Source organism: Duganella sp. 1411 (assembly GCF_017833525.1).
Taxonomy (GTDB): Bacteria; Pseudomonadota; Gammaproteobacteria; order Burkholderiales; family Burkholderiaceae_D; genus Rugamonas.
Window position 1 is genome coordinate 1,249,189 of the sequence record NZ_JAFICD010000001.1, and the last position, 18,982, is coordinate 1,268,170.

At 66.8% G+C, this 18,982-nt stretch carries 12 protein-coding genes; all 12 read right to left on the minus strand.

Translation table 11 applies throughout. From position 1 onward, the window contains the following. Window positions 1–66: 66 nt before the first annotated feature. The 12 genes from JOD97_RS04890 to JOD97_RS04945 all read right to left on the minus strand — a co-directional run bounded on the left by JOD97_RS04890 (window position 67) and on the right by JOD97_RS04945 (window position 18,972). Window positions 67–2,727 carry a TonB-dependent receptor gene (locus JOD97_RS04890; RefSeq protein WP_209713829.1) on the minus strand — a complete coding sequence of 887 codons (2,661 nt, stop codon included), beginning with the start codon at window positions 2,725–2,727 and terminating at the stop codon, window positions 67–69. A 348-nt stretch (window positions 2,728–3,075) separates the two neighbouring features. Next, window positions 3,076–4,005, minus strand: coding sequence for a hypothetical protein (locus JOD97_RS04895; protein ID WP_373999785.1), 930 nt, complete (start codon window positions 4,003–4,005; stop codon window positions 3,076–3,078). Next, window positions 4,002–5,264: a glycoside hydrolase family 18 protein gene (locus JOD97_RS04900; RefSeq protein WP_209713833.1), complete on the minus strand. Its 1,263-nt coding sequence runs from the start codon at window positions 5,262–5,264 to the stop codon at window positions 4,002–4,004. The genes JOD97_RS04895 and JOD97_RS04900 overlap by 4 nt, the downstream gene beginning before the upstream one ends. 7 nt (window positions 5,265–5,271) lie before the next feature. Beyond that, window positions 5,272–6,375, minus strand: a complete 1,104-nt coding sequence (locus tag JOD97_RS04905) for an acyltransferase family protein (protein ID WP_209713834.1) — start codon at window positions 6,373–6,375, stop codon at window positions 5,272–5,274. Window position 6,376: 1 nt separating this feature from the next. Then, window positions 6,377–7,537, minus strand: coding sequence for a DUF5009 domain-containing protein (locus JOD97_RS04910; protein ID WP_209713836.1), 1,161 nt, complete (start codon window positions 7,535–7,537; stop codon window positions 6,377–6,379). Between the two features lie 200 nt (window positions 7,538–7,737). Next, window positions 7,738–10,890, minus strand: a complete 3,153-nt coding sequence (locus tag JOD97_RS04915) for a two-component regulator propeller domain-containing protein (protein WP_209713838.1) — start codon at window positions 10,888–10,890, stop codon at window positions 7,738–7,740. Between the two features lie 10 nt (window positions 10,891–10,900). Continuing rightward, complete coding sequence (locus tag JOD97_RS04920) at window positions 10,901–11,611, minus strand: response regulator (protein WP_209713840.1); 711 nt, start codon at window positions 11,609–11,611, stop codon at window positions 10,901–10,903. Window positions 11,612–12,047: 436 nt separating this feature from the next. Continuing rightward, window positions 12,048–13,343 (minus strand): peptide MFS transporter, encoded by a 1,296-nt coding sequence (locus JOD97_RS04925; RefSeq protein ID WP_209713842.1) that lies wholly within the window; start codon window positions 13,341–13,343, stop codon window positions 12,048–12,050. Beyond that, window positions 13,336–14,499 carry an FAD-binding oxidoreductase gene (locus JOD97_RS04930; protein WP_209713844.1) on the minus strand — a complete coding sequence of 388 codons (1,164 nt, stop codon included), beginning with the start codon at window positions 14,497–14,499 and terminating at the stop codon, window positions 13,336–13,338. The genes JOD97_RS04925 and JOD97_RS04930 overlap by 8 nt, the downstream gene beginning before the upstream one ends. 211 nt (window positions 14,500–14,710) lie before the next feature. Further along, window positions 14,711–15,406 (minus strand): helix-turn-helix domain-containing protein, encoded by a 696-nt coding sequence (locus JOD97_RS04935; RefSeq protein WP_209713846.1) that lies wholly within the window; start codon window positions 15,404–15,406, stop codon window positions 14,711–14,713. Window positions 15,407–15,483: 77 nt separating this feature from the next. Continuing rightward, window positions 15,484–16,971, minus strand: a complete 1,488-nt coding sequence (locus tag JOD97_RS04940; RefSeq protein WP_209713849.1) for a M81 family metallopeptidase — start codon at window positions 16,969–16,971, stop codon at window positions 15,484–15,486. Window positions 16,972–16,983: 12 nt separating this feature from the next. Then, window positions 16,984–18,972, minus strand: coding sequence for a serine hydrolase (locus JOD97_RS04945; protein ID WP_209713851.1), 1,989 nt, complete (start codon window positions 18,970–18,972; stop codon window positions 16,984–16,986). Between the last annotated feature and the right edge of the window lie 10 nt (window positions 18,973–18,982).

Genomic DNA, 18,982 nt, shown 5'->3' on the forward strand with positions numbered 1-18,982 from the left:
CCCGGCGGTCCGCGCACGGACCGCCGTTTGCTGCATTACCACGGGTGAGTCAGAAGAAGGCGGCGCTTACCACTCGGTGCCGACGCGGATGCCGAACATGCGCGGATCGTTGTACGAAGCCAGGGTGAACGTCGACTGCGGGCCGCCGATGCCGCCCCAGGTCTTGGCGCGCACGTCGCCCACGTTGCGCACGTAAAGCTCGGCGTGCCACGGGAACCTGGCGCCGCTCGGGGCAGTGAGTCGCAGCGCGGCGTCGACCTGGCTGTAGGCCTTCTGGCCGTCGGACAGGTGCGGCGTATCGAGGTTACGCAGCGAGAAGTACATCTTGTCCTGCCAGCGCCACTGAACCCACGGCGACAGCGACCAGCCGTCGTTGAAGTAGAAGTCCTGCGAGAAGCTCAGGGCCATGGTCTTCGGCGGCGAATAAGGCAGATGGTTGCCGACCACGTTGTACGGCCGCAGCTGCGCCAGCGATGGATCGGTGCCGGTGTAATAGTCCGGACATGGCGTCACGCCTTGCTTGGCGCGGGCGTCGCAACCGATATCGTCGCTGTAGGTCGGGTAGTCGGCGATCTTCGCGCTCAGCAGCGAGGCCGAATAGCTGATGCGGGCGTCGCGCCACGGACGGTACTGCCCTTCCAGCTCCAGTCCCTTGATGTCGGCGCGGCCGATATTCTGGGTCGAATACCAACTGATCACCGCATCGCAGGCCGGATGGTCGGCGTCGCAGGTGCGCTTGCTGCGGCCCACGGTGTGCTGCCCTGTCGCCTGCATGTCCTTGTAGCGGCTGTAGAACACCGTGGCCGACAAGGTCAGACGGTCGTCCAGCAGCTTGCCCTTGTAGCCCAGTTCCAGATTGGTGACGGTCTCCGGCCGGTACGGCAGGAAGGAGTACTGCGGTCCCGGCGGGCCGGAGGCGCAATCGTAAGGCTTGCCGTTGGCGTCCAGCTCCGTGCCGCACAGGTTGAAGCGGTCGTTGAAGCCGCCCGCCTTGTAGCCCGTCGACAGCGAGGTGTAGACCATGTTGCGCGGATCGATCTGCCAGGTCAGGCCCAGGCGGCCGGTGGTTTTGCTCCACGATTCCTCGTGGTTGCTGATCGACGCCGCCGCCGGGAACACGCCGCTGCCGTAGTAGGCGCCCATGCCCGGCTTGAGCAGGCTCGAATTGACGCCGGTGTAGCCTGGCGTGCCGGGACCGCCCGGATCGAGTATGCCGTTGAAGTAGTCCTTGCCGTACGATTCCCAGAACTGGCCATCCTTGTCGGCGCGCTTGTCCTTGCTCATGCGCACGCCGGCGGTGAAGTTCCACGTCGGCGCGAACTGCCAGTCCGACTGCGCGAACACCGCCTTCGACTCCGATTGGCGATTGGGCTGGTGGTAGAAGTTCGAGTACGGGTAGCCGTTCGGCCCCTGGTTCAGATAGTCCTGGCCGAAGTCGATGTTGTTCTTCTCCTTCATGTAGAACAGGCCGGCCACGTAGCGCAACGAACCGAAGTTCTGGCGCAGCTGCAGCTCGTGGACGTCGGAGGCGAACTTCGATCCCATCGTGTAGGTGGCGGCGTCCACCACCGGCCAGTGGTCGCCTCCGGCGGCGGCCGTGGCGTCGACGTCGGCCTCGATGTTCTGGTAGCCGGCGTCGGTGTCCTGCTGCTGGAAGCGGCGCTGCACCGCGTGCGCGTAGCTATATTCGATATCGGTTTGCTTGTTGAGGCTCCAGACGATGTTGGAGCGCAGCGTGCGGATCGACATGTCGGTGACGCCCGGCACGTTGATCGATACGTCGTACTTGCCGCCCTTGCAGGCGTACGGCGTGCCGGCCACCTGCGCGCAGTCCTTGAGGGCCAGGTCGCCGGCATCGTTGTTCTGGTAGTTCTCGTAGGAGACCAGCCATTGCAGGTCTTTGGTGACCTTCCACAGGCCGGACAGGCGGGCCGCCCACTGGTTGCGGTTGGTGTAGTAGTCGCTCTTGCTCACCGGGTGGTTGCGGCGCTGGTCGGTGTCCGGAATGCCGTCGGCCGGGAAGCCCTTCGATGGCATGTTGACGTCGTACTTGTCCTGCGTCTGATTGATCCAGCCATCGCGCTTGACGCCCATCGCGGTAAAGCGCAGGGCCATGTCATCGCTGACCGGGATGTTCTGCACCACGTTCAGCTGGCGTTGGTTGTAGTTGCCCAGGTCTAGTTCGACGCTGCCCTCTTTGCTGCCGATCACCGGCTTGTTCGGAATGATGTTGATGCTGCCGCCGGTCGAGTTACGGCCGAACAGCGTGCCCTGTGGTCCGCGCAGGATCTCCAGCCGGTCCAGGTCGAACAGCAGCGCCAGCGCGCCCTGTGGACGCGGCGAGTAAATGCCGGCGATGTGCAGGCCGACGGCCGGGTTGCCGATCTCGGTGAAGTCGGAATTCGACACGCCCCGGATCGCGATCTGCACCCCCGAGCTGCCGTCGACCGAGCCGCCCAGCTGCAGGTTGGGCACTTCGCCGGACAGCGACTTGACGTTGACCGCGCCCTGGCGGGTCAGGTCCTCCTGGGTCACGGCGGTCACCGCGACCGGCGTTTTGAGCAGCGATGTGCTGTAACGGGTGGCGGTGACCATCACCTCCTGAATGGTGTCGGAGGACTTGGGCGTGGCGGCCGTCTCCTGCCCGAAGCCCGGTGCGGCCAATACCGCCAGCGCACCCGCGACCGCGGAGCTGATCAGGGTCTTCCTGCGATTCAAATCAAACATGCTCTTTCCTCTTGTTGGCGTGACGGACCTGCCGTCATCTCGATTGAAATCCCAACTGCTAGTAGGTGCTTCGCTACGGCGTTTGCTGCTTGTGTTTAGCGTTTATCCCCAGCCGTGTTTCAACATTAACACCCACTTCGCGGCCACCGCAAATCGCTACACCACGCTCCCATATCCGCCATAAGTCCTTGAAATTACTGGATATTCCATCAATCAGGCGGGACCTCTCTTACACTTCTTTACGCGCCGATCGGCCACGCCCCCGCCGGCGCCGCGATTGCTAAACAATCCATGCAAATCCTTACAATTCATTACAGAGATCGTCCCGCGCTTGCAACACAAAACCCGCTAGCGACGCGGGGCTTGCAGCACCATCGGTCCGATCTTGCGGGCGAACGGCCAGCCCTGACGTTCGTCGGTGGCCAGTTCCCAGTTGAAGGCGCCACGCAAATCCGGGTGGCGGCGCCGCAGTTCGCGCCATGCGGTGGCGACCTGCGCATCGCTCATGAAGTTGGGCGCGTTGTTGATGCCGAATCCGACCACCACGTGGGAAGCGCCCAGCAGCTCGACCCACTGGTCGACATTGGCGACGACATAGGCCGGATCGGCCAGATTGGGACCGTCGTAGTATTGCGGCGCGCAGTAGTCGAGCGCACCGGCGCTGAGCATGTCGCGGCAGAAGCGCTGGTCGATGGCGCTCCACGGCGCCGGCGGCGCGCTGATGATGAAGCCCGGGTACATGCGTTTGAGTTCGAGGCTGATCCAGATCATCTCGGCGGTGTCGGGACGCTGGTTGGCCTGGAAGGTGTTCCAGTCCAGGCCATCGATGCCGCCGAACCGGCGATACAGGTCGGCGATGCTGGCGATGAAGGCGCGCGACTTGGCGCGGTTCGGGAAACTCATGCCGTTGCCGTCGCCACCGACCGACAGGATGATCTTGCGGCCCTGTACCTGACGCGCGAACCGCAGGTCGTCATTGAAGTGCGAGGCGGCGCCCCGGCCGTCGCCCGGCGCGGTCCAGTAGACGGCGCCGGTGGTGCCGGGCGGCCCGCCGACCGGCCGCGCGGCGAACAGGTACACCACGCTGTAATGCGGATCGATATCGCGCAAGCGCGCCGGCATCTCATGCCATCCGGGGTAGTAGCCGGCGAGCACGCGCGCCGGCAGGCCACCCGGCGCGCCAGGTCCAGCCGACGGCCCGAATTTTCCCACCGTGCCGCCCACCGCCGCGACGACTGCGCTCACGCACACGCCGGCGGCGGCATGCCGCAATTTCACTTTCGTACTTCCTGCATCGCGCGCGACAGCGAGAAGGTGGCGTCGTCCTGGTCCAGCGACCATGACATCAGGCCGCGCAAGCCCTGCGCGCGCACGTAGTCGGCTTTTTCCCGGATCACGCGCGGGTCGTCGTAAGTCCAGAATGTGCCCTGGTCGTAGGTCCACAGCTGCTTGGTGACCGGATGATAGAAGGTGGTCAGGCCGCGCGCCGCGATGGTCGAATATTGTTCCGCGCCCTCCTCGAAGCCCTGGGCCGCGCCGGTCGCCGGCTGATACAGCCCATTGTTGGCGGGGCCGACGCCGCCCCAGCCGCGCGCGTAGAACGGCACGCCGACGACGATCTTGGAGGCCGGCACGCCAGCCTTGGTGAAGCGCTTGACGCCCGCCTCCACGCTGCGCGGACTGTCGTCGCCGCTGGCCGGATCGGTGTACAGATTGGACTGGAAGCCGGTCGGTCCGAGCTTGCTCCAGGCGCCGTGGAAATCGTAGGTCATGAGATTGATCCAGTCCAGCGAACGGCTGTACGCCGCCGGATCGGTATGGCGCATCTTCTCGTCGGTGCTGTTGACGGCCGCGGTCAGCAAATAGTGCTTGCCGTTGGTCTTGCCCAGCGCGTCGAGCTGGCGGCGGAACTCCTCCAGCAGCAGCGTGAAGTTGGCCTTGTCGTTCGGTCCCGGATGTTCCCAATCCAGATCGATGCCATCGAAGACGCCGGCGGCCGCGCCGGCGCCGCCATGGCCGTCCAGCTTGGGCAGGTTGCCACGCAGGTAAAGGTCGATACAGGACGACACCAGCGCGCTGCGCAAGGCCGGCGTGCCCGCGCCGGCCGGGAAGTGGTGCGACCACTCGCCGCCGCCCAGCGCCACCAGCACCTTCAGTTTCGGGTGGCGCTTTTTCAGTTGCGCCAGCTGGTTGAAATTGCCGGCCAGCGGCTGGCCGGCCTTGTCGGCGCTGCCGTCGACCGATTCGTCGGCGCTGAAGCGGCGCGCGTAATCGAGCGTCGCGTTCATGCCGTTGGCGATGTCGTCGATATCGCGCCCGCTGTCGCAGCGCACGCCGCCGTCCGGCATCTTGTAGACGTTTTCAAAGGCGTACACCAGATAGGTGAAGCCGGCCGCGCCGCCCGCCCGGTCCAGCTGCTTGAGGCGGAAGCCCTTCCCCACGCTCCAGCCAGTGTAGTAGGAACCCACTTCGGCCGCCTGCACCCCGCCGGCCAGCAAAGTGGCGGCGACGGCCAGGCAAGATAAACGTGTACGCATGATATCCTCAGAGTTTGATGTAGATTTTTCGGCGATCCATCGCATAGGCCACCAGCCAGCAAGCCAGCATGAACGCCACCGCGAACAGCAAGGAGGCGTTGTACGGCGATGACCACGACAGGAACACGGTTTGATACAGCCAGCGATACAGCGTGTCGCCGCCCACGTGCAGGCGCCCCAGCACGATGACCGCCACGTCGGCCAGCAGGTAGATAAAGAGCGTGTTCTTGCCGAACACCTCGAAGAAGTAGGTGCCGAAGCGCGCTCCGGCCATGTCGATCACGGCCACCAGAACGGCGAGGATGATCAGGTCCCAGCCCACGGTGCAGACGACGAAGCTGCTGGTCCACAGCTTCTTGTTAATCGGTAGCAACGCGTCCCATCCATAGGCCAGCACCAGGCACGCCACGCCCGCCGCCACCAGCGTGGCCACGGTGCGAACGCCGGGGCCTTTGCGCTGCAGCCAGACGGCCGCCGCGTAACCGGCCAGCACGTTGACAATCGACGGCAAGGTGCTGAGTATCCCCTCCGGATCGAAGGCGATGCCCTCGCCGCGATACATGTGCGGCGCGCCCAGCACGGCCAGGTCCAGCTTGAGCGCCGCGTTGCCGCTCAGTGTGTAGTCGCCGAAGGACGCCAGCATCCACCAGTAGCCTAGCAAGGCGGCCACGCTGAACGCCGCCGCGCCGCGCAAGCCGCCATAGCGCACGATCAGCGCGGCGAACAGATAGCACAGGCCTATGCGCTGCAGCACGCCCATGACGCGGGTACCGGAAATCGGCGCCAGCGTGAAGTCGGGATTGAAGAACGGGAACCAGTACAGCAGATAGCCGCACAGGAAAATCAGCGCGCCGCGCTTGATCACGCGCTGGAGGAAGTAAGCCTCGCCTTGGCCGGCGAACTTCTTCATGCTCAGGCTCACGGCGGCGCCCACCACGAACAAGAACGATGGGAACACAAGATCGGTCAGCGTGAAGCCATGCCAGGCGGCGTGTTCGAGCGGGCCATAGCTGCTCTCGCCGCCGGGGGTGTTCACGATGATCATCAGTGCCAGCGTCAGGCCGCGGAAGACGTCCAGTGCCAGATAGCGTGGGGAAACGGAATTCGACATCTCAGAGTTTCAGTTTGAAGTTATAGGTATTTAAGACCGCCACCACCGCCACGACCACGGCGGAGAACAGCAGCGCGAAGGCGATGGCCACACCGCCGTGCATCAGCACCGGCCACCAGCGCAGATGCAGGTAACCCATCAGCGTGGCCAGTATCACCGGCAGCAGATAGGTCACCAGCGGATTGGCCGCCGCCGGCTGCACCAGCGCCGTCCAGCGCACGACCTGGCGCATCTCGATCAGCCAGTACAGCAGCACGAACAGGCCGCTGCACAAGGCCGCGCAATACAGCGCCCACGGCGGCGTGGCGCCGATTTTGGAGATCGGGTAAAGGTGGTGCAACAGCCAGGCGGCCAACGCCAGCACCAGCGTCAGCACCGCGCCCGCCGCCAGCCGTTGTGGCGCGCCACCATACCGCGCGCCATCGAAGAACAGCAGCACGCATATGGCGCCGCACAACACGATGGAGGTGTGCGTGGCGTGCATGGCGATCACGCCGTTGCCGCCTGCCGCCTGGCTGAACGTGAACCACAGCACACAGCCCGCCGCCGCCAGCACCAGCACCGCCATGCGTCCGCGCCCGGCCAGATAAACGATGCTGGCAACCAGATACGCCCAGCCTATGCAACCGAGGATGCCCCACCACGAGGTCTGCATCCAGTCCTGTCCATCGGGGCCGCCGCGATAGGCCAGCGCCAGCGCCGCGATCGCCGCCGCGCCCAGCCAGCGCAGCCAGCGGTTGCTGCGCGTGCCCCACACCAGCAAGGCCGCCACGTAAAAGCATAGGGCCCACAGCTGGATGGACATGCCCATGGCCGCTTCGTTATAGCCCTCTTCCGTGTTGACCATGAACAGGCCGATGACGATCAAGCCGAAGGCGCGCGTGGCGATTTGCCACAAGGTCTGGCGCATGCCGCCTTCGACAGCCAAGCGGTGATTCAGGCTCAAAGGAATCGACGTGCCGACCACGAACAGGAAGGCCGGGAACACCACGTCGGCAAGGCTCATGCCGTCGACGCTGGCGGCCATGTGCTGGATGCCATACGGGACGCCGTTGGCGCCGGACAGGCAGTTCACGAACAACATGACGAAGAAGGTCAAACCACGCAGGGCATCGATGGCGATGATGCGTTGGCGCGGCAGTACGGGGTGGGCAACAGGCATGGACGATGTTTTTCCGATCAGAATAGACAGACACTAGCATGCGCCCCGCGCGCCCCGCAACGTCGCTGACCATCATCCGCAAGCCTTTGATTTCAATGAACAATCTGTAGAATCGAGGCCGCCGCGCTTACGCTTCTTTACACAAGCGGCCCGCACGCCCCAAGAAGCCGTGCGCATGCGGCGGGCAAGCTCACAATTCATTACGAATTAGTGGCGCCGGGGAGGATGATCGTGGCGACCAAGCCACCCTCGGCATGGTTTTCCAGCGTCAGCGTGCCGCCGTTGGCCTCGACGATGCCGCGCGCGATGCCCAGCCCCAGTCCCAGGCCGCCCTCGTTGCGGGACCGGCCATGATCGAGCCGCATATGCGCGTCGAACAAGCGGCCCAGTTCCTCCGGCGGCACGCCGGGGCCGTGGTCGCGGATCTGGATGTGCACCGCGCCGTCGTGCTCCACGGTGGCGATATCGGCGCTGCCGCCGTAGAACAGCGCGTTGTCGAGCAGATTGCCGATCGCGCGCTTGAGCGCCAGCGGCTTGGCCCGCACCGCCAGCCCGGCCGGCGTGTAGCCGATCTGGTGGCCGGCCAGTTGGGCGCTTCGCAGCATGCGGCCGATCAGCGCGTCCAGCCGCACGGCGGTGACGTTTTCGTGGATGTCGCTGTCCCTGACGGTTTGCAGCGCGCTCTTGACCATCATGTCCAGATCATCCAGATCGTCGTGGAACTCCTCGCGCACGGCGTCGTCGTCCAGCAGTTCGGAGCGCAGCTTGAGCCGCGTGATCGGTGTGCGCAGATCGTGCGAGATCGCGACGAACAGCCGCTCGCGGTCCTCCACGTATCCTTGCAAGCGGGTTTGGGCCTGCTCCAGCTCCCGCGTGCGCGTGCCCACCTGCACCTCCAGCTCGCGCCGCCGCCGCGAGTGCATGCGCTCGCGCGCGCGATGACCGCCCCATGCCAGCATCAGCAAGGACAGCGCCACCGCCAGCCGGAACCACCAGCGCTGCCAGTACGGCGGCGCGATCTCGAAGGCCAGCGGCGGCGAAGGCTGGCCCCAGACGCCGTCCTTGTTGGCTGCCCGCACCTGGAACTCGTAGTGGCCGGGATCGAGATTGGTGTAGGTGGCCATGCGCTTGCTGGCATCGCCGACGGTCCAGTCGCGGTCGTACCCTTTCAACCGGTAGCTGAAGCGGTTGCGCTGGGGATCGCTGTAATGCAGCGCCGCGAACTCGAAGGTCAGCGCGGCGGCGTCGTGCGCCAGGCGCGGGGCGGCGGCGCCGATGGGCAGCGGCTTGCCGCCGGCCTGCATGGACGTGATCACGGCCGGCGGCGGATAGGGATTGTCGCGGATGGCCGCCGGGTGGAACACCGTCAGGCCGTTGACGCCACCAAAGTACATGGTGCCGTCGCGCTCCCGGTAGGCGGAGCCGGAAAAGTAAAAGCCCTCGATCATGCCGTCGCGCGCCGAGTAATTCCTGAACGTGCCGGCTTGCGTGTCCATGCGCGAGATGCCGGTGGCGGTGCTGAGCCACAGCACGCCGTCGTCGGCCTGCAAAATGGCGCCGATGGAGTCGTCGGCCAATCCCTCGCGCGTGGTGTAGCGGCGGAAGCCGATGGCGCCGCCGGCGCCGCGCACCACGCGGTTCAAGCCGCCGTTGGTGCCCACCCACAGCGTGCCCTGGCGGTCGACGAACAGCGACTGCACGCGGTCGCTGCTGATGCTGGCGATATCCGCGCGGTCGTGGTGGAAATGACGGAAGCCGCCGCCGTCCGGCGCCAGCAGATTGAGGCCGTTGTCGGTGGCGACCCAAATGGCGCCGTCGGCATCCTGCGCCGTCATGCGTACCCAGTCGTCGCTGAGGCTCGCCTTGTCGCCCCCGTCGTGGCGGAAGCTGCGGTCCGGGCCTCCGGCGCCGTCGATCCGATGCAGGCCGCCACGGCTGCCCACCCACAGATTGCCGGCGCGGTCGCCGGTGATGTGGGTGATCGAACCGCTGTTCGGATCGGGGCTGCTGAAACCGTGCGCCGAATAGGTGCCGCGCTCCGGATCGAAGCGTCCCAGCTCGGCGCTGCTGCCTATCCAGGTGACGCCGCGCGCGTCGCGGTGGACCGCCAGCACGATCTCCTTGTTGTGCATGTGGCGTTCCAGCCTTGCGTCGCCACGCAGGCGGGTGATGTTGCCGGTGGCGGGATCGAGGCGGTCGATGCCGCCGATGCCGGCCAACAGCAATCCGCCCTTGCCGTCGCCGCTGATGCCGTAGACACGGTTGTCGTGCAGCGTGCGCGGATCGCCCGGAATGTGGAAATAGCGGCTGAAGCCACCGCTGGCCAGGTCGGCCCGGCGCACGCCGGCGGTCCAGCTGCCCACCCACAGCGTGCCGCTATGGTCCTGGAACAGGCTCGATACCTCCTTGCCCGCGCTCTGGTGCGGGTCGGCCGGGATGGCGACGAAGCGGCGCCGAACCTCGTCCCAGCGATGCAGGCCGTTGGTGTTGGTGCCCAGCCAGAGCGTGTTGTCGCGGTCCTGCGCCAGCGCCGTCACCAGTCCCGGCGCCAGGCCGTCGGCCGGCCCGTACACGTGGCGCGGCATGCCGGGCGCGCCCAGTTGCCAGCTGACCAAGCCATCCATCGTCACCAGCCACAAGACCTGGCGCTGGTCGATGCGCAGCTGCTGCACCTCGTTGAGCGGCGCGTTCGGCCTGGCGGGCGTGTCGACGCGGAAGTGCTGGAAGCCGGCGGCGCCGGCGGGCAGGCGGTCCAGCCCCTGCTTGAGGCCCACCCACAGCGCGCCCTCCCCGTCCAGCGCCAGCGCGTTGACCTGGTCGTTGGCCAGGCTGGCGGGATCGGCGGGATCGTGGCGCAGCACCGTGTAGCGTCCCGACTCCGGATCGAAGTGATGCACGCCGTCGCTGGTGCCCAGCCATAGCTGGCCGTAGCCGTCGCTGATAATCGCCTGCACCTGCCGCCTGCCCGCCCGCTCCGGACCATCCAGCGCGGCGGGAAAGCGCGTGAAATCGCCGCTGGCCGGATCGAAGCGCTGCAGGCCGCCGCGCGTGCCCACCCATAAACGGTTCTTCTTGTCGACGTGGAGCACCTGCACCCAGTTGTCGGCCAGGCTGCGCGGATCGTTGGGGATGGTGCGATAGACGGTGACGCGGTAGCCGTCGTAGCGGCTAAGGCCATGCTGGCTGCCGAACCACATGAAGCCCTGCTGGTCCTGCACGATGGCGGTGACGGTTTCCTGCGCCAGGCCGTCCCTGACGCTCAGTTGCTCGAAGTTGAGCGTGTGCGGCACGGCGCCCGCCGCGACGCAGTGCAGCAGCCAAAGGCAGCAGGCCAGCAAGGCACAGCGCAGCATGCCGGCCGGCTCACGCCGGCGACACCGACACATCGGCCGAGAACACATAGCCGGCGCCGCGCACCGTCTTGATCAGCGACGGCTGCTTGCCGTCGTCATTCAGGCGCAAACGCAGCTTGCTGATCTGGACGTCCAGCGAACGGTCCAGCGGGCCGGCGTCGCGCCCGCGGGTTTGTTCGGACAGCACGCCGCGATCGAGGATATCGCCCGGATGCTCGACGAAGTACTTCAGCAACTGGTAATCCAGTCCGGTCAGCGGCACCGGCGTCCCGGCGCTGTCGGTGACGAGGCGCTCCAGCAGATCGAGCGTGAAGCCGACAAACCGGTAATAGCGCGGCGCGCTCTGGGTGTCGAAGCCGGCGCGGCGCAAGATGGCCTTGATCCGCGCCAGCAGCTCGCGCGGGCTGTAAGGCTTGGCGATGTAATCGTCCGCGCCCAGTTCCAGGCCGACGATGCGGTCCGCTTCGTCGGAGCTGGCGGTCAGCATGATGACCGGCACATTGGAACGGCGCCGCACCACTTTGCACAGCGCGAAGCCGTCGGTATCGGGCAGCATCACGTCCAGGATCACCAGCGACAGCTGGTCGGCCAGGCGCGCGAACTCGGATTGAAAGCTCAGGCCATCCGGCGCGAGGGTCACCTCGTACTGCTGTTTTTCCAGATAGGTTTTCAGCAGCATGCCGGCCTTCTGGTCATCCTCCGCGATCAATATCTTGCGCATGCAGCCTCTGTCCGATGAATTCACCTCAACTCTAGCTCTAGTATAAACACAAGGTGGCGCAAAAAAAAAGCCGGCGCCCGGCGGGGCGCCGGCAAACGAAGAATCGCACCACAGGGGGAGAGCCGTGCGATTCCGTGCTCGCACCGCTTGCGAGGCGGCGCAAACATTAACGATATAAACCATATGGCGGATACCGGTGAATCGATTCTAGCACCGGGTCCACTACCCCACGTCCGCCAAGCAAGCCATTGATTCCATTGACAAATATGCGAATAGACCAAGGATGTCGTTACACTTCCTTACCGGCCGCGCCTGGCCACGGGCGGGATCGGCCGGCGGCGCCGCGCGGGGGGCGGCGCCCGATGGCAAAACCTTACAAAACTTAACAAAAATCTTCCACTGTTGTTGTTCGCATACGCCAGTGGACCGTCAAAGCTCATGCCGTCTTGTCGATTGGCCGCGCCGGCAACGCCGCGCTTGCCCGATGCAGGCGATCGATGCCGCGCAACGCGACGCCGGACGAGATACAGATCGCCGCCAGCAGCAAAAAGAAGCCTTGCGGCGTGACCCGCTCCCATACCGCCCCGACCAGGCCGGACAACAGATTGCCGGTGAAGGAGCAGAAGAACCATGCGGCGATCGTGGTGGCGGCGAAGCGTGGCGGCGCCAGGCTGGCGAACAGCCCCAGGCCGACCGGCAGTATGTACAGCTCGGCCAGCGTGAAGATGCCGAAGAACGCCACCACCCACAACCAGCCGATGGCGTGCGCGCCGGAGCCGCTGGCGACGATCAGCGCCGCCAGCATGGCGTAGGCGACGCCCACGCCGATGGCGCCCATGCTCATGCGCGCGAGCGCCGGCACGGCCCGGCCGGCGGCGGCGCGGCGGGTCCACACGCGCACCAAGAGTGGACTGATCAGAAAGACGAACATCGGATTGAGCGACTGGAACCACGTTACCGGTATCGTCAGCCCGAACGCCTGCCGATCGATGGCCGTGTCGGCCCATACGGCGAAGGTGTTCCCGGTTTGTTCGTAGGCGACGCGGAACAGCATGACCGCGAGCGCGACGCCAATCAGCATGCGAATATTGCCGCGTCCATCCCCGGACGGCGCCGGCGCCGCCTGCGGCGGGCTGGCGGTCCTGGACGCGTCGGCCGGCAAATGCTTGCCGCCCAAGGTGTAGACCGCCAGGCCCAGACACATGCCGACGCCGGCGGCGCCAAAGCCGTAATGCCAGCCGTAGACCTCGCCGAGCGTGCCGCAGATCAGCGGCGCAAGGAAGGCGCCCAGGTTGATGCCGACATAGTAGACGTTGAACGCGGCGCCGGCGCGCGGATCGCCCTTCGGATACAACAGCGGCACCTGGCTGGGCAGGTTCGGCAGGAACAGGCCGTTGCCGACCGCGATGACCACCATGGCCGGAAAGAACAACGCCTCGAACGCCATCATGAAGTGGCCCAGCGCCATCAGCGCGCCGCCGATGATGACGGCCTTTCTGCGGCCCAGCCAGCGGTCGGCGATCAGGCCGCCGGCGATCGGCGTCAGGTAGACGCCGGCGGCGTAGGCGCCGAACACGACGGAGGAAAACGCCTGTGTGAAGTGCAGCTCCTTGGTCATGTAATAGATTTGCAGCGCGCGCATGCCGAAGAACGAGAATTTTTCCCACATCTCCGTCAGGAAAAGAATGGTCAACCCCTTGGGCTGGCCGAACCAGGTGTCGTGGTCACGCATGGTCGCCGGCCGCTGGGTGATCGATGCCGGTGAAGCGGGCCGGGCTGATGCGGGCCGGATCGACGCCCGGCCAGGCCGGCGGCGCGGCGCCGTCCCCGCCCAACAGCATCGACGCGTAATAGCGCCCGGCGCCGGGCGCCGACTGGATGCCGTAGCCGCCCTGCCCGGCCGCCCAGAAAAAGCCCGGCGCCCTCGGATCGTATCCGCCCACCAGTTCGCCGTCGGCGACGAAGCTGCGCAGGCCGGCCCACACGTGCGTCGGCCGGCGGATGCGCAACGTCGTCATGCGCTCGATGTTGTCGATGGCGATGGCGATGTCGAGTTCTTCGGCCTGGACGTCGTGCGGCGCGACCGGATCGGCGTTGCAGGGCGAGCCAAGCAGCATGCCGGCATCCGGCTTGATATAGAACGATTCGCGCACGTCGACAAACAGCGGCCAGTGCGACGAGGCGATCCCCTCGGGCGGCGCGAACAGGAAGGCGGAGCGGCGCTTGGGCACCAGTCCGACCGGATCGGCGCCGGCCATGCGCGCGACCGCGTCGGCCCAGGCACCGGCGGCGTTGACGACCACCGGCGCGCGATAGACGCCGCCGGCCGTGTTGACGCTCCACAGGCCGCCGGCATACGTCATGCCGGTGACGGCGGCATCGTAGACGGTGCGGCCGCCCTGCTGCCGCGTGCCGCGCAGGAAGCCTTGCAGCAGCGCGTCGACGTCGATGTCCGAGGCATCCTCCTCCAGTACGCCGCCGATGACCTGGCCCGGACGCAGCACCGGCAAAAACTCCAGCGCCTGCCGCGCGTCGAGGCGCCGCACCACCGACGAGGTGGCGCGCACCGACGCCTCGTGGGCGTCGAGCTCGGCCTCCTGCCCGGGGCCGGCGAACACGAAGGCGCCGCGCGGCGACAGCAGCGGATGCTCGCAGAAGCCGGCGGGCGGGTTCCGGAAGAAATCGATGCCGGCCCGGGTCAACGCCCGCACCTGGTCGGGGCCGTAGCTTTCCATGAACAGCGCGGCCGAGCGACCGGTGCTGTGGTAGCCGGGCTGGGGTTCCGCCTCCAGCACGATCACGCGCGCCTGGCGCGCCAGCCAGTAGGCGACCGACGCGCCGCCGATGCCGGCGCCGATGACGATGAAGTCCGCTGTCTCATGGCTCATACAATTCCCGTATTTTCAAATTAAGAAATTTATTCTATACATGAAAGATAGGCGAGTACGGAAATCCACGCAAGCACTTTCTGCGCAATCGTCCAGGTGCGGGCATGCAGCGCGCGCGCCGCCAGCACATCGGCAGGCGGCGGGAAGCAGCGGCAAGCGGCGGCAAGCGGCCGGATAGGTTCGTTATTTCAGAATTGGAAAATTGGTGGCGCTACTTTTTCGACTTCTTCACCGCGGGCGCCGGCGCGGCGGCCGGCGGCTCACCCAGCGAGGCGTACATCGCCTCCTGGTTCGGTTCGTCCGATGTGCATACCGACAGCACGCGGCAGCGCCCGTCGCCGACGGCGATATAGGCGTGCGCCATGCCGCTGTCGAAATAGATCGAATCGCCGGTTTCAAGCCGGGCCGGCGCATACAGGTCCGTGTAGAGGTCGACCGTGCCTTCGAGGACGATGGCGAACTCCTCGCCCGGATGGCGGATCAGTTCGCCGAATTCGGCCAGCGAGCGCGTATGGATTTCGGCGATGATCGGCACGGCGCGCTTGTTGAGCAGGTCCGCCGCCGGATACAGGTGCGAATAATTCGGCGTGTTGATGGCGTAGCCGGTGCCGCGCCGGTTGATGCTGCGGCGCCCGCTCGCGGCCGGTGCCGCCGGCTTGCCGACCGCCGCCGCGCCGCTGAACAAATGCGATATGTCGATCTCCAGCGCATTACAAATGCGCAGCAACTTGTCGTAGCTGAGCGACATCTTGTTGTTCTCGATCTTGGAGATCGTCGACATCGGCATGCCGCTCCTCGCGCCCGCCTCGATCAGCGTCATGCCACGCTCCTTGCGGATGCGCCGGAGCGATTCGCCCAGGTCGCCGTCCCGTTCCGTTCCATGATTGATCGCGCGTTTAGTGGCCATGCGTATTCCTCGTAAGAGCGCCCATTATAGACGCCCTTGCCCAGGTTGAAAACTCGGCGCGCCGCTTTTCTAGGATGCTAAATTAGGGCCGCCGCGTGCGGATCGCCGACGCGCGGCCAGTAGTCGAGCGAGCGCAGGCGGTAAGGGATCGCGGCGAAGTCCAGGCTCATCGCGCCGGGCGTGGTGACATACCACACCGCAGCCGCCAGCGGCGCGTACTCGGCGTGGAAATGCTGGGTCGACTTGACCACCACGATGGCCTTGTCCGCCAGGGTGATGCCGATGCCGGTGAACGCGTCGGTGCCGTAGGTCTGCGTACGGATCGACGCCAGCAGCACGTGCAGGCCGTTGTCCGCCTCGACCCAGACGCAGTCGCCCAGCCGCTCGCGCGTCCCGAGCGCGCTCTGGCTGTGGTTCTCGACGACCGCGCGCACGGTCACGCGCAGGTCGACCGGCTGCCCGGAGGCGGGTCCGCATTTGCCGCCGATGCGCAGCGCCAGTTGCGCGCCCACGCCGGCGCTCTTGCAGATGTGCACCGCGCCCAGGTCCCAGATGGCGCCGACGGCGACATTGGCGACCCGGCGCTCGACCAGCCGGCGCAGGATGAACGTACTGTCGCCGGCCGCGCCGCCGCCGGGATTGTCCGCCACGTCGGCCAGCACCACCGGGCCGGCGCCGGACGCGGCGGACGGCGCGAGGTTAAGCGCGAGGTCGAGCGCTTCATCGATGCCAACCACCTCCGGCACGATGCGCTCGCGCAGCGCCCAGAACTCGGCGCCGAGCCGTTCGGCCACGCGGCGGGCCAGCGCCGTGTCGTTGTCGGCGACCACCCACAGTTTGGCGCCGGCCTCCGGCACGTCGCCCCACGGAAAACTATGGCCCAGCGACACCGACAACACCCCCGGCTCGCGCTCGGCCTCCTGCATCCGCCGCACGAAGCCGCGCATCGGTTCGCGGGTCGTATGCCACAGGCCGACCATCTTGCAGTCGAACACCGCCGTAACGGGCCGCACGCGGCGCGCCACCGTGTCCGTCAAAATGCGGTACAACTCGCGGCCGCGCTCCTCGGCGTCGATGTGCGGGTACTCCTTGAACGCGATGATGGCGTCGGCCGCGCCGCGCATCCGTTCGGTGAAGTGGCAATGCAGGTCCAGCTCGATGCCGATGGCCACGTCCGGGCCGACCAGCGCGCGGATGCACGCGGCCAGGTCGCCCTCGCAGTCGTCGTAGCCGTCGGCCGCCATGGCCCCGTGCAGCAGCAATTGCACCGCGTCGACCGGCAGCGCGGCGCGCAGGTCCGCCAGGATCTCGTCGCGCAACGCCTCGTACACGTGCCGCACGGTGCGTCCCGCCGGCTGGGCCAGCGTGCACAGGCTCTCGACCACCTCGCCGCCGTCGGCCTCGACCAGCCCGCGCAGGAAATGCAGGAACGCGCCGGTGCCGTGCGGGTCGCGCCGGCTGGCGTCGCCGTGGAAGATGCCGATCTCCTCGAAGGCGCCCAGCCCGGTCGGGGTGGCGGCGAAGGTGTTGGTCTCTGTGGCCAGATGGGCGATAAAGAATTTCATGCCGGTCTCCGCTCAGTAATTCAGGTTCCAGGTCATCAAGCGGCCGACGACGCCGATCCAGACCACGCCCAGCAACGCCAGCGCCACCAGCACCGCCCAGGCGCGGGTCAGGCGCGTGGCGTCGGTGCGCGCCATCCGCCACGCCACCCACACGCCGGCGGCCGCCGCGCCGACGGCCAGCAGGCCGCTGACTTCCAGCAGCCCCACCACCCAGTCGATCGAGGTGCGGTAGACGCCGACATCGGTGTTGAGCAAGGGCTTGATCAGCATGAACCACGCGCCCAGGTAAAGCACGTCCACCACGACGGCGGCGCGCTGCAGCGTGCGCAATTTGCGCAGGCCAGGGCCGGCGCCGCTGGTGGCGCGGTCGGCGCGGCGCAGCAACGCGCCCAGCGGCCAGGCCAGCAGCGCGCACAACAGCGTGGCCGCCGAAAACACCAGCACGCCGAGGTTCAGCGCCGCCGAGCGCGCCAGCGGACCTTCCTGCAGCACCGAGACCGGGTTCTCGCTGTCGATCACGGTCTTGACGCCGTCCACCTCGGTCAGGGCCAAGGTCTGCGTGCCGCCGACCTTGCGCCACAACTGTGGGCCGACCTCGCGGTAGGTGGCCATGGCGCCGGTCGCCTCGGGCGTGCTGATGGTGCCATCCGGATTGGCCGTGATGGCGGTCTGCTGCAGCAGATACAGCAGGCTCAGGAAGCCGTGCTCGACCCGGCGCGAACTCTGGTAGCTGCCGGCGATGCGCCGCGCGTCGGCGGCCGCCGAAGCGAGGGTGGGCGGCTCGCTGACCGCCGCCGCCGGGAAGTAGCGGTCCATGAAGCCGTCGAACAGTTCCTTGCGCGCGCCGTAGACGGCGCCGTCCTTGCCGCGGCTGTTGAAGGAGAAGAAGATGCCCACGCCCTCGCCCGGCAACAGGTCCAGCTCGGTGTGGTGGACGATGGTGTCGCCGCCGTGGCCGATCACCTCGCGGCCGTTTTGCGTGGCGCGGAAGAACCCATGGGCCATGACGCCGAACCCCGGCCGCGCCGGTTCGCTGGGGCTGTGCATGCGGGCGACGGTGGCCGCGTCGAGTATCCGGTTGCCGTCCAGCCCGCCCTGCTGCAGGTGCGCGAGCATGAAGCGGCCCATGTCGGCGGCGGTCGTCGTCAGCGCGCCGGCCGGCGCCGTGATCACCAGCTCGAAGGCCGACGGCGGCTCGCCCGTGGTGCGGTAGCCCTTGGACAGTTGGCCCGGAAAATCCTTGGGCAGCGGTTGCACGAACGTCGAGTGCGACATGCCCAGCGGACGGAAAATGTGGCGCTCGACATAGTTCTCGAACGACTCGCCCGAGACGCGCTGCACGATGTAGCCGGCCAGCGCGACGCCGTAGTTCGAATAGGCCGGCACGGCGCCGGGGGCGAACAGCATCGGGCGCGGATGCTCCTTCAGGTAGCGTTCGGTGGTCTGCGCCTGCGCCGGATCGTAGCCGAGCAAATCCTTGATGCCCTCCTCGAAACCGGCGCGGTGGTTCATCAGGTGGCGCATCGTCACCGGCTCGTACGATTCGTCGATCTTGAAGTCCAGGTAGTCGTTGACGCTGCGGTCGAGGTCGATCTTACCCTGCTGCACCAGTTGCATGACCGCCGTCCACGTGAACAGCTTGGACGTCGAGCCGGGGCGCACCAGCGAGTTGGCCGGGTCCATCGGGATCGCGGCCTCGACGTCGGCCATGCCGTAGCCCTTCTGCAGCAATACTTTGCCGTCCTTGACCACGCTGATCACCAGGCCGGCGATCTCGCCGCTCTTGAGCGCGTACGGCACCCGGCCGTCGAGCCAGGCGGCGAGATCGGCGGCGTCCAGCGCGTGGACCGCGCCCACGGCCGCGCCGTCGTCGCCGGCCGGCAGCGGCGCCGGCGGCACTTGCGGATCGATGGGCGGTTGCGGAGCCGGCGCGCCGAGCGACGGCGCCGCCAACGCCAGCCAGAGCATGGCGGCCGCGAGGAAAACACTGGGTTGTTTCATCGGATAGTCC